The 13,849-nt window shown below is 61.0% G+C and carries 14 protein-coding genes and 1 other RNA gene; 4 read left to right on the forward strand and 11 right to left on the reverse strand.

Features of this window, described 5'->3' with window-relative positions:
• Positions 1–2: 2 nt before the first annotated feature.
• The 9 genes from mraY to rsmI all read right to left on the reverse strand — a co-directional run bounded on the left by mraY (position 3) and on the right by rsmI (position 9,072).
• Entirely contained in the window at positions 3–1,085 is a 1,083-nt protein-coding gene (gene mraY, locus N8H71_RS20075; RefSeq protein ID WP_007956769.1) for a phospho-N-acetylmuramoyl-pentapeptide-transferase, read from the reverse strand.
• Complete coding sequence (locus N8H71_RS20080; RefSeq protein ID WP_007956771.1) at positions 1,085–2,452, reverse strand: UDP-N-acetylmuramoyl-tripeptide--D-alanyl-D-alanine ligase; 1,368 nt, start codon at positions 2,450–2,452, stop codon at positions 1,085–1,087. The genes mraY and N8H71_RS20080 overlap by 1 nt, the downstream gene beginning before the upstream one ends.
• Positions 2,445–3,908 carry a UDP-N-acetylmuramoyl-L-alanyl-D-glutamate--2,6-diaminopimelate ligase gene (locus N8H71_RS20085; protein WP_262195354.1) on the reverse strand — a complete coding sequence of 488 codons (1,464 nt, stop codon included), beginning with the start codon at positions 3,906–3,908 and terminating at the stop codon, positions 2,445–2,447. Before N8H71_RS20085 ends, N8H71_RS20080 begins: the two co-directional genes overlap by 8 nt.
• A complete protein-coding gene (locus N8H71_RS20090) occupies positions 3,908–5,647 on the reverse strand; it encodes a peptidoglycan D,D-transpeptidase FtsI family protein (RefSeq protein ID WP_262195370.1) in 1,740 nt (579 codons plus the stop codon). Before N8H71_RS20090 ends, N8H71_RS20085 begins: the two co-directional genes overlap by 1 nt.
• Positions 5,647–5,940, reverse strand: a complete 294-nt coding sequence (gene ftsL / locus N8H71_RS20095; protein ID WP_007956777.1) for a cell division protein FtsL — start codon at positions 5,938–5,940, stop codon at positions 5,647–5,649. The genes N8H71_RS20090 and ftsL overlap by 1 nt, the downstream gene beginning before the upstream one ends.
• Positions 5,937–6,884, reverse strand: coding sequence for a 16S rRNA (cytosine(1402)-N(4))-methyltransferase RsmH (gene rsmH, locus N8H71_RS20100; protein ID WP_039766256.1), 948 nt, complete (start codon positions 6,882–6,884; stop codon positions 5,937–5,939). The genes ftsL and rsmH overlap by 4 nt, the downstream gene beginning before the upstream one ends.
• A complete protein-coding gene (gene mraZ, locus N8H71_RS20105) occupies positions 6,881–7,336 on the reverse strand; it encodes a division/cell wall cluster transcriptional repressor MraZ (protein WP_007917012.1) in 456 nt (151 codons plus the stop codon). Before mraZ ends, rsmH begins: the two co-directional genes overlap by 4 nt.
• Positions 7,337–7,739: 403 nt before the next feature.
• Positions 7,740–8,093: RNase P RNA component class A (rnpB, locus tag N8H71_RS20110), an RNA gene on the reverse strand.
• A 73-nt stretch (positions 8,094–8,166) separates the two neighbouring features.
• Positions 8,167–9,072 carry a 16S rRNA (cytidine(1402)-2'-O)-methyltransferase gene (gene rsmI, locus N8H71_RS20115; RefSeq protein WP_085684705.1) on the reverse strand — a complete coding sequence of 302 codons (906 nt, stop codon included), beginning with the start codon at positions 9,070–9,072 and terminating at the stop codon, positions 8,167–8,169.
• 177 nt (positions 9,073–9,249) lie between these two features.
• On the opposite strand from rsmI, the gene N8H71_RS20120 reads away from it, so the two are divergent.
• The 4 genes from N8H71_RS20120 to N8H71_RS20135 all read left to right on the forward strand — a co-directional run bounded on the left by N8H71_RS20120 (position 9,250) and on the right by N8H71_RS20135 (position 12,694).
• Positions 9,250–11,061, forward strand: a complete 1,812-nt coding sequence (locus tag N8H71_RS20120; RefSeq protein ID WP_262195357.1) for a penicillin-binding protein activator — start codon at positions 9,250–9,252, stop codon at positions 11,059–11,061.
• On the forward strand, positions 11,061–11,423 hold the full coding sequence (locus tag N8H71_RS20125; RefSeq protein ID WP_115079159.1) for a YraN family protein: 363 nt from the start codon (positions 11,061–11,063) through the stop codon (positions 11,421–11,423). The genes N8H71_RS20120 and N8H71_RS20125 overlap by 1 nt, the downstream gene beginning before the upstream one ends.
• A 102-nt stretch (positions 11,424–11,525) precedes the next feature.
• Positions 11,526–12,119 (forward strand): phosphoheptose isomerase, encoded by a 594-nt coding sequence (locus N8H71_RS20130; protein WP_007928463.1) that lies wholly within the window; start codon positions 11,526–11,528, stop codon positions 12,117–12,119.
• Positions 12,116–12,694, forward strand: coding sequence for a BON domain-containing protein (locus tag N8H71_RS20135; RefSeq protein ID WP_085606924.1), 579 nt, complete (start codon positions 12,116–12,118; stop codon positions 12,692–12,694). The genes N8H71_RS20130 and N8H71_RS20135 overlap by 4 nt, the downstream gene beginning before the upstream one ends.
• A 51-nt stretch (positions 12,695–12,745) precedes the next feature.
• Here N8H71_RS20135 and N8H71_RS20140 read toward each other — a convergent pair whose 3' ends face one another.
• Complete coding sequence (locus tag N8H71_RS20140) at positions 12,746–13,159, reverse strand: ClpXP protease specificity-enhancing factor (protein WP_007956787.1); 414 nt, start codon at positions 13,157–13,159, stop codon at positions 12,746–12,748.
• 16 nt (positions 13,160–13,175) lie between these two features.
• Positions 13,176–13,793, reverse strand: a complete 618-nt coding sequence (locus tag N8H71_RS20145) for a glutathione S-transferase N-terminal domain-containing protein (RefSeq protein WP_011335872.1) — start codon at positions 13,791–13,793, stop codon at positions 13,176–13,178.
• Positions 13,794–13,849 lie beyond the last annotated feature (56 nt).

The following is a 13,849-nucleotide window of genomic DNA, read 5'->3' on the forward strand; positions in this document are numbered from 1 at the left end:
TTCTACCTCAGCTTCAGGGTGGCAAGGCCGATCAGCACGAGAATCACGGTGATGATCCAGAAACGGACGATCACGCGCGGCTCGGGCCAGCCCTTGAGTTCAAAGTGGTGGTGAATCGGTGCCATGCGGAACACACGGCGACCGGTCAGCTTAAAGGACGCAACCTGAATGACGACTGACAGGGTTTCCATCACGAACACGCCGCCCATGATGAACAGGACGATTTCCTGACGGACGATCACCGCGATGGTGCCCAGGGCCGCGCCCAGCGCCAGTGCGCCGACGTCGCCCATAAAAACTTGCGCAGGGTAGGTGTTGAACCACAGGAAGCCCAGGCCGGCGCCGATCAATGCGCCGCAGAACACGATCAGCTCACCTGCGCCCGGTACGTACGGGATCAGCAGGTATTCAGCGAATTTCACGTTACCCGACAGGTAGCAGAAGATCCCCAGGCCACCGCCGACCATCACCGTCGGCATGATCGCCAGACCGTCGAGGCCGTCGGTGAGGTTGACCGCGTTGCTCGAACCGACGATCACGAAGTACGTCAGCACGATGAAACCCGCGCCCAGCGGAATGCTGTAGTCCTTGAGCATCGGCAGGATCAGGGTGGTTTCCACCGGCGTGGAGGCGGTCATATAAAGAAAGATCGCCGCGCCGAGGCCGAACACCGATTGCCAGAAATACTTCCAGCGACTCGGCAGGCCACGGGAGTTCTTCTCGATCACCTTGCGGTAGTCGTCGACCCAGCCGATGGCGCCGAACAGCAGGGTCACCAGCAGCACGACCCACACATAACGGTTGCTGAGGTCAGCCCACAGCAAAGTGCTGACGCCGATCGAAGACAGAATCAGCGCGCCACCCATGGTCGGCGTACCGGATTTGGACAGGTGCGATTGCGGGCCGTCGTTACGAACGGACTGACCGATCTGACGGTTCTGCAGGGTGCGGATCATCCACGGGCCGTAGCACAGCGACAAGACCAGCGCGGTCAGCACACCGAGGATCCCGCGCAGGGTCAGGTACTGGAAGACCGCGAAGCCTTTGTAGAACTGTTGCAGATACTCCGCTAGCAGCAGCAGCATTAATGTTTCTCCAGACTGGACCCGCACAGGGCCGCAACGATGTTTTCCATCGCTGCGCTGCGCGAACCCTTGATCAAAATGGTGGTGTTTGTGTCCTGCTCGGCGCCGAGGGCCTGGATCAGTTCGGCTTGTGTGCCGAAGTGATGCGCCTCGTTACCGAATGCGTTCACGGCGTGGACCATGTTCGGCCCGACGGCGTAAAGCGCGGAAACCTTGCCCCGGGCGTATTCGCCCACGTCGCGGTGCCCCTGCTCCGCCCAGTCGCCCAACTCGCCGATATCCCCGAGCACCAGAACGGTGCGGCCGGAAAAGCCGGCGAGTATATCAACGGCCGCGCACATCGAGGTGGGGTTCGCGTTGTAAGTGTCATCGATCACGCGCATGCCGTTTTTCGCCAGTTGCGCGACGGTGCGACCCTTGACCGGTTGTACCGCGCCAAGCCCGGTGGCAATGCCGAACAGCGACACGCCCAAAGCGTGAGCGGCAGCGGCGGCAGCCATGGCGTTGGCGACGTTATGGGTGCCGAGCAGGTTCAGTTGAACCCGTTCCACACCTTCAGGACTGTGCAGGTTGAACGCCGGGCAGCCACGGGCATCGGTGGCCAAGTCGCTGGCGTAAAAATCCGCCTGAGTGTTGCTCAGGGCAAACGTCAGCACCTTGCGCGCGCCGGCGCGGGTCTTCCAGATGCCAAACGCCTTGTCATCGAGGTTCAGCACGGCGACGCCATCGGCCGCCAGCCCTTCGATGATTTCGCCTTTGGCTTCGACGATTTTCTCCGGCCCGCCGAACTCACCGACGTGGGCGGTCCCGGCGTTGTTGAGGATCGCCACGTGCGGCTTGGTCAGCCCTACGGTGTAAGCGATTTCACCCAGACGCGAGGCGCCCAGTTCGATCACCGCCGCGCTGTGTTCCGGGGCAAGTTCGAGCAGGGTCAGCGGTACGCCGAGGTCGTTGTTCAGGTTGCCACGGGTCGCGTGTACCGAGCCGCGCGTGCGCAGGATGCTCGCGAGCATTTCCTTGACCGTGGTCTTGCCGCTGGAACCGGTAACGGCCGCGACCGGTTTGGTGAATGCGGCACGGTTCAACGCACCCAGCTGGCCGAGGGCCTGACGGGTGTCCTTGACCAGCAATTGCGGCAGCGTGCTGTCGGCGACTTCGCGCTCGACCAATGCCGCGACGGCGCCTTTGGCAGCGACTTCATTCAGATAGTCATGACCGTCGAAACGCGGGCCGGTCAGGGCAATAAACAATTGGCCGGCCTTGATCGCGCGGCTGTCGATGCTCACGCCGTCAAAACTGGCGTCGGCACTGATCAGACGGGCGTCGAGCGCGTTGGTCAGTTCGCTGAGTTTCAGGGCCTTAAGCATGGGCCACCTCCCACGCGGTCAGGGCGTGATCAGCCTCGACCAGATCGGAAAACGCATGGCGCTCGCCGTTGATTTCCTGATAGTCCTCGTGACCTTTACCGGCCAGAACGATCACGTCATCCGCCGAAGCGCCGGCAATCAGTTGCGCGATGGCCTGGCCGCGACCGGCCACGAACGTCACTTTATCCACAGCCGTGAAACCGGCGCGGATGTCATCGAAAATCACCGCTGGGTCTTCGGTGCGCGGGTTGTCATCGGTGACCAGCACGCGGTCGGCCAGACGCTCGACCACTTCGGCCATCAGCGGACGCTTGCCGCGATCACGGTCACCGCCACAGCCGAACAGGCACAGCAGTTGGCCTTTGACGTGCGGGCGAAGCGCAGTCAGAACTTTTTCCAGCGCATCCGGGGTGTGGGCGTAATCGACCACCACCAGCGGCTGAGTGCCGCCGCCGAGACGCTGCATGCGTCCGGCCGGGCCTTCGAGTTTCGGCAGCACCTTGAGGATTTCGTCGAGGGCGTAGTCCAGCCCCAGCAAGGCACCGACGGCGGCCAGTACGTTGCTCAGGTTGAAACGGCCCAGCAATGTGCTGCGCAGATGATGTTCGCCCTGCGGCGTGACCAGCGTGGCGCGCACGCCATGGTCATCGAACTGCGCTTCACGCACATAGAGATAGGCGCTGCTGTCGAGCAGGCTGTAAGTGATCAGACGCGACTCACGCTTTTCAGCGGCCAGTTGCCGGCCGAAATCGTCGTCGAGGTTGACCACGCGGCACTTCAAGTCATTCCAGGCAAACAGCTTGGCCTTCGCTTCGGCGTAGGCCTCCATGGTGCCGTGGTAATCGAGGTGATCGCGGGACAGGTTGGTCATCACCGCCACGTCGAACGCCAGCGCGGTGACCCGGCCCTGATCCAGACCGTGGGACGAAACTTCCATGGCCACGGCTTTGGCGCCGGCCTTCTTCAGGTCGCCCAGGGTCGCTTGCATGGCAATCGGATTCGGCGTGGTGTGCAGGCCGCTTTGCAGCGAGCCGTGGAAACCGGAGCCGAGGGTGCCGACGATGCCGCAATGCTGACCGAGCAGGTCCAGCGCCTGCGCCACCAGTTGGGTCACGCTGGTCTTGCCGTTGGTGCCGGTCACGCCGATCAGGTTCAGGTGATGACTAGGCTCACCGTAAAAACGCCCGGCGATGTCCGACAACTGCGCCGCCAAGCCCTTGACCGGAATCAGCGGCACTTCGGTGATCGGCAGCACGGTGGCGCCTTCCACTTCATAAGCTACGGCAGCAGCACCGCGCTGCAAGGCGTCGGCAATGTGCGCACGCCCGTCGAACTTGCCGCCGGGCACGGCGAGGAACAAGTCACCCGCGCGTACGTTGCGACTGTCGAGCGCCAGTTCACGGATCAACAGATCGTGGCCGGCGTGGGGGAAAATCTTGTTCAGACTCAGAGACATCAGCCGCGCCCTCCATTGGCTTTCAGCGGAACGGCCGGGGTGGCGTTGGCCTGTTGTGTGGTCGGCAGGTTGTCCGGGGTGACGTTCATCAGGCGCAGGGTGCCCGACATCACACGGCTGAACACCGGCGCCGAGACCAGACCACCGAAGTAACCGGCCTTGGTCGGTTCATCGATCACCACGACGATTGCATAACGTGGATCGCTCATCGGGCCGAAACCGGCGAACAGCGAACGATAAGAGTTTTCGGCGTAGCCCTTGGTGCCGACCGACGTTTTACGCGCAGTACCGGACTTGCCGCCTACGTGATACGCCGGCACCTGCGCACGGAATACACCGCGCGGGGCTTCGATCACTTGTTGCAGCATGCCTTGCATGGTTTTCGCGACGGCTTCCGGCAGCACCTGGGTGGTCTGCGGCGCCTTGTCGGTTTTGATCAGGGTCAGCGGTGCCAGACGACCGTTGTTGGCCAGGGCCGAGAACGCGTGCACCAGCTGGATCGCGGTCACCGAAATACCGTAGCCGTACGACAGCGTGGCGGTCTCGGCCTTGCGCCACTCGCGGTAATTCGGCAGGTTGCCGACACGTTCGCCCGGAAAGCCGAGGCCGGTGTCCTGGCCGAGGCCGACTTTCTGTGCGAGGCGGAAAATGGTTTCTCCGCCGATATCGAACGCGACCTTACTCATGCCGACGTTACTGGAATTGATCAGAATACCGGTCAGGTCGAGTACCGGACCTTCGGTCTTCGATACGTCCTTGATCGTGTATTTGCCGATCTGCAGGGAGCCCGGATACACCTCGACGGTGTCGCTCGGTTTCCAGCGGCCGGTTTCGATCGCCGCGCTCATCGAGATCGCTTTCATGGTCGAACCAGGTTCGAACACGTCGATCATCGCGCGGTTACGCATCATCGCCGGTTGCAGGTTGCGACGGTTGTTCGGGTTGTAGGTCGGCTGGTTGACCATGGCGAGGATCTCGCCGGTCTTCACGTCCATGATCACCAGACTGCCGGCCTTGGCGCCGTTCTCGATGATCGCGTTACGCAGCTCGCGGTTGGCCAGGTATTGCAGACGCAGGTCAATCGACAACGCCAAGGGCTTGCCGGCCTTGGCGTTTTTGGTGACCTGGACATCCTTGATCAGCCGTCCGCGCCGATCCTTGATGACTTGCCGCTTGCCGGGCACGCCGGCCAGCCATTCATCGTAGGCCAGTTCGACGCCTTCACGACCATGGTCATCGATGTCGGTGAACCCGACCATGTGCGCCGTCACTTCACCGGCCGGATAGAACCGACGGAACTCTTCGATGCCGTAGACGCCCGGCACTTTAAGGTCGAGCACGGACTGGCCCTGCTCGGGGGTCAACCCGCGCACCAGATAAATGAATTCTTTGTTGGCCTGGGCTTCGAGACGTTCGGCCAGGGCTTTTGGATCCTGCCCCAGCGCGGCAGCCAGTGCCGGCCACTTCTCTTTGGCCAGCTGCATTTCCTTGGCGTTGGCCCACAGGGTGGTCACCGGCGTACTGACGGCCAGCGGCTCGCCGTTACGGTCGGTGATCAGACCCCGGTGCGCCGGAATCGGAATATGACGAACGCTGCGCGCATCGCCCTGACCTTTAAGGAAGTCGCGGTCGACCACTTGCAGGTCGATGATGCGCCAGCAGATGGCAGCCACCATCATGCCCAGCAGACCGACCACCAGACGGAAGCGCCACGGGAAGAGTGCCCCTTCGAGTTTCATCATGGCGCCACCATCTTCACGTCAGCCGCGCCGGGGATGTGCATCTTCAGTTGTTCGGTGGCCAGCACTTCAATCCGGCTGTGGGCGGTCCAGGTGCTTTGCTCCAGGATCAGGCGCCCCCATTCGGCCTGCGCCTTGTCGCGCACGCTCAGTTCGTTGTACAGGGTGTTGAGCAACTGCCGGTTCCAGTGGGCGCTGTAAGACACGCCGATGGCCGACACGAGCACGCCGATGAACAGCAGCAGCATGAAAAAGCTGCCGCCGGGCAATGGCTTGGCGAAAAGCTTGCTCACCGCAGCTTCTCCGCGACGCGCATGACGGCGCTACGGGAACGTGGGTTGGCTTTGAGTTCGGCGTCGGAGGCCGTCTGCGCTTTGCCATGGACTTTGATTTTCGGTTCGAACGCAACGTGGCGAACCGGCAGGTTACGCGGCAGGTTGTCAGCTTCGCCTTTCACCAGCTTGCGCATGAACAGTTTGACGATACGGTCTTCCAGCGAGTGGAAGCTGATCACGACCAGGCGACCGCCCACTTCCAGGCATTCGAGCGCGGCTTCAAGACCCGCTTCCAGATCGCCCAGTTCGTTGTTGACGTGAATGCGCAGGCCCTGGAATGCGCGGGTTGCCGGGTTCTTGCCCTTTTCCCACGCCGGGTTGGCGACTTTCAGGACTTCGGCCAGATCGGCGGTGCGCTCGAACGGCGTGATGTCACGGCGTTCGGCCACGGCACGGGCCATGCGACCGGAGAAACGCTCTTCGCCGTACTCCTTGAAAACACGGGCAATTTCTTCCACCGGCGCGGTGTTGACGAACTCGGCTGCGCTGATGCCACGGGACGGATCCATGCGCATGTCCAGCGGGCCGTCGTTGAGGAAGCTGAAGCCGCGCTCGGCATCATCGAGCTGCGGCGAAGACACACCCAGATCCAGCAGAATGCCGCTGACCTTGCCGGCCAGACCCTGTTCGGCAACGACCGAACCGAGCTCGGCAAAGCTGCGCTGCACAACGACAAAGCGGCCGTCTTCGGCCGCTAGCGTTTGCCCGGTGGCAATCGCTTGAGGATCCTTGTCAAATCCGATGAGCCGACCATCCGGCCCGAGCTTACTCAGGATCAACCGGCTGTGCCCGCCGCGCCCGAACGTGCCGTCCAGATAGCAGCCATCAGGACGTACGGCGAGAGCCTCGACGGCTTCGTCAAGCAGTACGGTGATGTGGTTAAAGCCGCTATCAATAGTCACAGGATCAGATCACGCAGTTCGTCAGGCATGGCGCCCGGTTGTTGTATGGCAGCCAGGTCAGCGGCAGAAACCGCGTTCCAGGCATCTTCGTCCCACAGTTGGAACTTGTTCAGTTGGCCCACCAGCATCGCGCGCTTGTCGAGCTTCGCGTATTCGCGCAGGCGCGGCGGCACCAGGAAACGACCACTGCCGTCGAGCTCGAGGTCAACGGCATTACCAATCAATAAACGTTGCAGACGACGGTTCTCTTCGCGAAGCGAAGGAAGCGCGCGCAACTTGGTTTCAATAATTTCCCACTCATCGAGCGGGTAGACACACAAACATGGATCAACGGCATCAATGGTCACGATCAACTGGCCGGAACTGCGCGAATCGAGCTCGTCACGGTACCGGCTCGGCATGGCGAGACGGCCCTTTGCGTCGAGACTGATAGCGTTAGCTCCGCGAAACACGTCTGCGTTTCTCCAATTCTTATCGTTTTGAGCTCAAAAAACCCACTTCATGCCACTTTCCGCCACTTGCGCACACTATAGGAATGCGCCCACCACACCGTCAAGGCGCGGATTAAAGGAAAACCCTTACAGAACGGAGATTTAGGAGCATAAAAGGAGGAGCAACGAGAATCTGGCGGATGCTTTTATCCAATAACTTGAAGCAGCACTGAAAGCTGCGCTCGAAAGTTAAAGTAATTTGTTAAGAGTAAGATTTTTTCGGTATTACAAAAGCGCTTCTGCTGTTGATTGAAGCAAGGTGGGAAATGGCTATTACTGCGTTTGCCGCTGCCGGATTTCCAGCGCAGGCCTGCTGATAATAAACAGCCCTGTCGCCTTTAATTCAAGCAGGGAAAAGAAAAAGGTGGAGAGTCGATCTGTAAGCCGGGTTCTGTCTTGAACAGTCATTCGTCTACGATGGCCATCACTGGACATCTTTAGCAACCTACCCGGTCCCAGCGCGGGCCACGCCTTGGGACCCTATTTGGTCTTGCTCCAAGTGGGGTTTACCTAGCCACGAACTGTTGCCAGACGTGCGGTGCGCTCTTACCGCACCTTTTCACCCTTACCGGCGCCGAAGCGCTTAGGCGGTTATTTTCTGTGGCACTTTCCGTAGGCTCACGCCTCCCAGGCATTACCTGGCACTTCGCCCTATGGAGCCCGGACTTTCCTCCCCCCCCTAATTTTCATAGAGGGCAGCGACTGTCCGATCGACTCTCCGCCGCGCAGGTTAACGGCAGAGCGGCCGAAGAACAAGCGCTAATAGCCCGCAAACCGGTCTGCGCGACGGGTTACGCGTCTTTTTGCTGATCCAGCGCCACCTGATAAAGCACGTTTTTGCGCTCACCGGTGATTTGCGCCGCCAGGGCCGCCGCACGCTTGAGCGGCATCTCTTCCAGCAACAGATTGAGGATGCGCATCGCCTCGCTGCTGACGGCGTCTTCGGATTCCGGCGCAGTCCAGCCCGCCACCACCACAACGCATTCGCCACGCTGCTGATTGCTGTCGGCCTCGACGAATGCCCGCAACTCACTGAGCGGCAATCCCTTGAGTGTTTCAAAGGTCTTGGTGATTTCACGAGCGAGCAATGCAGGACGATCAGCGCCGAACACCTCTTCCATATCCTGCAGACATTCCAGAATGCGATGCGGAGCCTCATAGAAAATCAGCGTGCGCGGCTCTTCCTTGATAGCGTCCAGGCGCGCCTTGCGTCCCACGGCCTTCGCCGGCAGAAAGCCTTCGAAGATAAAACGGTCGGACGGCAAACCTGCAGCCGACAACGCCGCGATCAACGCGCACGCACCCGGCACCGGCACCACATTGATCCCGGCGGCACGCGCCTGACGCACCAGGTGATAACCCGGATCGGAAATCAGCGGCGTACCGGCGTCGGAAATCAGTGCGACGTTGTCGCCCGCCAGCAGACGGGTAATGAAGCGACTGCCTTCGTCCCGCTCGTTGTGTTCATGACAGGCTGCCAGCGGCGTGGAGATGCCAAAGTGCTGCATCAGGCGCTGGGAATGGCGTGTGTCTTCGGCGGCGATCAGCGCCACCTCGCGCAGGATCTTCAACGCCCGGGCGCTGATGTCATCCAGGTTGCCGATGGGCGTCGCCACCACATAAAGCGAGCCCGCAGCGGAATTCAAAGGACCTGGAGCAGTCAAAGCGCACACCTCATGATCGGTAAAAGCCGCCATTGTAGCGCGTCGCGCGCCGGACGATGCGTCCGGGTCGGACACGGTTTGTCGCACCATTGTGAGGCTGCGCACTGTTTGTATCAGCTAAATTGACGGTTTCACGCCAGTAACATCGCGCCCCGGCCAGTGCTTGGGTACAATTCGACGCTAATTTGATCGAGTATCAGGAACACTTACATGATCGCTTGCCTGCGGCTGTTCACTGCCCTCTGCCTCGCTGCCTTGCTGGCGGCTTGCGCCAGCTCCCCTTCCTCCAGCCTTGGCGAACTTCCACGGACCCCGGATGCCACCATCGAGCAACTGCTCGAACAGGCTGCCCAGGCCAAATCGCCGGACAAGGCTGCGCTGCTGCGCCTGAGTGCGGCAGACATGGCTTACCGCCAGGGCAATGCCGGGCAGTCCGCGCAAATCCTGCAGCAAGTGCCAATGGAACAACTCCAGCCGGGCCAGCAGGCATTTGCCAGCACGCTGTCCGCTGAACTGGCCATGACTCGCAATCAGCCGAAAGCCGCGCTGACTGCCTTGAGCCATCCAAGCCTGCAACGCCTGAGCGAAATGTCGGTACCTCTGCAAGTTCGCGCCGGCACTGTTCGCGCCCGCGCCCTTGAAGCCGACGGCCAGACCCTGGCTGCCGCCCGCGAGCGCATCTTCATCGCGCCGATGCTGGAAGGCGAAGCCGCCAGCAAGAACCATGAAGCGATCTGGACCCTGATTGCGTCGCTGCCGGCCGATCAACTGCAAGCGAACACCACCGATGACCTCGGCGGCTGGATGAGCCTGGCTCTGGCCGTGAAAACCGCCGGCACCCTGGAGCAACAGCAAGCCGCCATCGACAACTGGCGCAACCAGCATCCGAAACACCCAGCTGCAATCAACCTGCCGCTGCCCCTGACCAAACTCAAGGAACTGGCCAGCCAACCCTTGAGCAAGATCGCCCTGCTGCTGCCGCAGGACGGCCAGTTGGCCTCGGTCGGCAAGGCTCTGCGTGACGGTTTCATGGCTGCGCACTATCAGGCTCAGCAAGCCGGCCAGAAACCACCGGCCATCGAGTTCTATGACAGCTCGAAACTGACCAATCTCGACGAGTTCTATCGCAAAGCCCAGGCCGATGGTGTGCAACTGGTCGTCGGCCCACTGGAGAAGCCGCTGGTCAAACAGCTGAGCACCCGCCCGCAACTGCCGATCACCACCCTCGCCCTCAACTACAGCGAAGGTGATCAAGGCCCGGCGCAGCTGTTCCAGTTCGGTCTGGCCGCTGAAGACGAAGCCCGCGAAGTTTCCCGCCGCGCCCGTGCCGACGGCCTGCATCGCGCCGCCATCATGGTGCCGAAAGGCGAATGGGGCGACCGCGTCCTGCGCGCCTTCAGCCAGGACTGGCAAGCCAACGGCGGCAGCATCGTCGCCACCGAACGTGTCGATCAGCCGGTGCAACTGGCCCAGCAGATCGCCGACATGTTCCAGCTGCGTCAGAGCGAAGCCCGCGCCAAGAGCCTTCAGAATGCTGCCGGCACCAATGTCGCAGCCCAGCCTTCGCGTCGCCAGGACATCGAATTCATCTTCCTCGCCGCCACCCCGCAACAGGCGCAGCAGATCAAGCCGACCCTGAATTTCCAGTACGCCGGTGACGTGCCTGTCTACGCGACTTCCCACGTGTTCAGCGCCAGCGGTGACGTCAACCAGTACAACGACATGAACGGCGTGCGCTTCTGCGAAACCCCATGGCTGCTGGAAACCAGCGATCCGCTGCGCCAGCAGGTCACCGCGCAATGGCCGCAAGCTGCCGGCAGCCTGGGACGCCTGTACGCAATGGGCGTCGACGCCTATCGCCTGGCGCCACGCCTGGACCAGCTCAAGGCTCTGCCGGACAGCCGCATCGAAGGTCAGTCGGGCAGCCTGGGCATGACTCAGTCCCAACGCGTCGTACGTCAGTTGCCATGGGCGCAGTTTGTCAGCGGTCAGGTTCAGCGCCTGCCGGACACTCCACGCTGATGCCCGACAGGTCACACCTGCAAAGCGGCAAGGATGCCGAGCGCCAAGCGCTCGAGCATCTGCAACATCAGGGTCTGCGCCTGCTGGCGCAGAACTGGTCATGCAAACGCGGTGAGCTTGATCTGGTCATGCTTGATGGCGATACAGTAGTATTCGTCGAAGTCCGTTACCGAAAGAACACTCAATGGGGTGGCGCACTCGACAGCATCGATGGGCGCAAACGGCAGAAACTGATTTTCGCCGCGCAGTTTTTTCTTCAGCGCGAGTCGCGTTGGGCCAATTCCCCCTGCCGCTTCGACGTGGTGGCCATCGACAGCCACCAGGGTCAGCTGAACTGGTTGCAGAATGCGTTCGACAGTTGACCGCCTGCTCCGACCCGGACACTTTCACTCAACACTTTTGCTCTTTGCTTTGCGGGCTGCACATTCACGTGCCGGACAGCCGCGCTAATTAAGGTCACACAGATGGACATGCAATCCCGAATTCGCCAGCTTTTCCAGGCCAGCATCGACACCAAGCAACAGGCGATGGACGTACTTGCACCGCACATCGAGCAAGCCAGCCAGGTGATGGTCAACGCCCTGCTCAACGAGGGCAAAATGCTCTCGTGCGGTAACGGCGGCTCGGCCGGCGATGCCCAGCACTTCTCCTCGGAACTGCTCAACCGTTTCGAACGTGAGCGCCCTAGCCTGCCGGCGATCGCGCTGACCACCGACAGCTCGACCATCACCTCGATCGCCAACGACTACAGCTACAACGAAGTGTTCTCCAAGCAGATCCGCGCACTCGGCCAGCCGGGTGACGTATTGCTGGCGATTTCGACCAGTGGCAACTCGGCGAACATTATTCAGGCGATCCAGGCCGCACATGATCGCGAAATGATTGTCGTAGCTTTGACCGGACGCGATGGCGGCGGCATGGCTTCGCTGCTGCTGCCCGAAGACGTCGAGATTCGCGTACCGGCCAACGTCACCGCACGTATTCAGGAAGTCCACTTGCTGGCGATCCATTGCCTTTGCGATCTGATCGACAGCCAACTGTTCGGGAGTGAAGAATGACCCCTAATCGCCTTGGCCTTCTGGCCTTGACCCTGTGCCTCGGCATCAGCGGCTGCACGTCGGTGGTGAATGCCAGCCGCGAAGCGCCGATCGAAGACGACCGCGGCACCCGCACTTTCGGTAGCAAGATCGATGACTCGCTGATCGAAACCAAAGTCGGCGTCAACGTGGCCAAGGCCGATCCGGCCCTGGACAACGACTCGCACATCGTCGTCACCAGCTTTAACGGCGTCGTGCTGCTGGCCGGCCAGACTCCACGCGCGGACCTCAAGGAGAAAGCCGAACAGGCCGCCGCCAATGTTCAGCGCGTAAAAAAGGTCCATAACGAACTGCAAGTGATCGCTCCTTCAGGCTTCATTGCCCGTCAGAACGACTCCTGGCTGACCACCAAGATCAAGACCCAGATGCTCGCCGATGCCAGCATTCCCGGCTCGCGCATCAAGGTCGTGACCGAGAACGGCATCGTCTATCTGCTGGGCCTGCTGACCAAACAGGAAGCCGCCCAGGCAACCAACCTGGTTCAGGGTGTTTCCGGTGTGCAGAAGATTGTGAAGCTGTTCGAGTACATCGACTGATTCGCAGCTCGCAGGCACAAAAAAGGCGATCCAACCGGATCGCCTTTTTTATTACTTCACCACTTTCAGGCTTGGCCGGCCGCTTGGGCGCGGCGGCTCGCTGTCCGGTGGTGGGACATCATCATCCTGCTCGATCTCGTCTTCGTCATCCATCGGCGACTCCAGATCGAACACCATGCCCTGACCGTTTTCCCGGGCGTAGATCCCCAGAATTGCAGCAATCGGCACGTACAGACTGTGCGGAACGCCACCGAAGCGACCTTCGAAGGTCACAACGTCGTTGTCCATGTGCAAGTGCCGCACGGCACTTGGCGAAATGTTCAGGACAATCTGCCCGTCACTGGCAAATCCCTGTGGCACCTGCACCGCCGGGTACTCGGAATTGACCAGCATGTGCGGGGTGCAATCGTTATCCACAATCCACTCGTAGAGCGCGCGGACCAGATAAGGTCGACTGGAGTTCATAGCGGCTCCTTAAGCCTTAGCGCATGTCGCGTTCGACACCAGACAGACTCGCCTGGAAAGCCTCACGCGCAAACTGACGCTCCATATAATCAAGCAGCGGCTTGGCGGGCCGCGGCAGTTCTATACCCAGAATCGGCAAACGCCAGAGTATTGGCAATAGGCAGCAATCCACCAGACTTTGTTCCTCACTGAGGAAAAACGGCTTGTCGGCAAACAGCGGCGACACGCCGGTCAGGCTTTCGCGCAATTCCTTGCGCGCCACGGCCCGGGCCGCTTCCTTGGTGCGCGAATCCAGAATCAGATCCACCAGACCACACCAGTCACGCTGAATGCGGTGAATCAGCAGACGGCTATTGGCACGCGCCACCGGGTACACAGGCATCAATGGCGGATGCGGGTAACGCTCATCCAGGTACTCCATCACCACGGTCGACTCCCACAACGCCAGGTCACGATCGACCAGCGTGGGCAGACTGCCGTAAGGGTTCACTTCAATCAGTTTAGGCGGCTGACGACCAGCCTCTACAAAAATGATTTCGGCGCTGACACCCTTCTCTGCAAGCACGATGCGCACTCGGTGGGAATAGTGGTCGGCGGGGTCGGAGTAACAGGCCAACCGATTGGTCACGCCCATGGCGATCCTCCTCGCTTGTTGAAATAGTCGGAGCCGGAAAAACACGCGCGCCCAGA

The organism is Pseudomonas koreensis, assembly GCF_025447595.1.
Classification (GTDB): Bacteria; Pseudomonadota; Gammaproteobacteria; order Pseudomonadales; family Pseudomonadaceae; genus Aquipseudomonas; species Aquipseudomonas koreensis_H.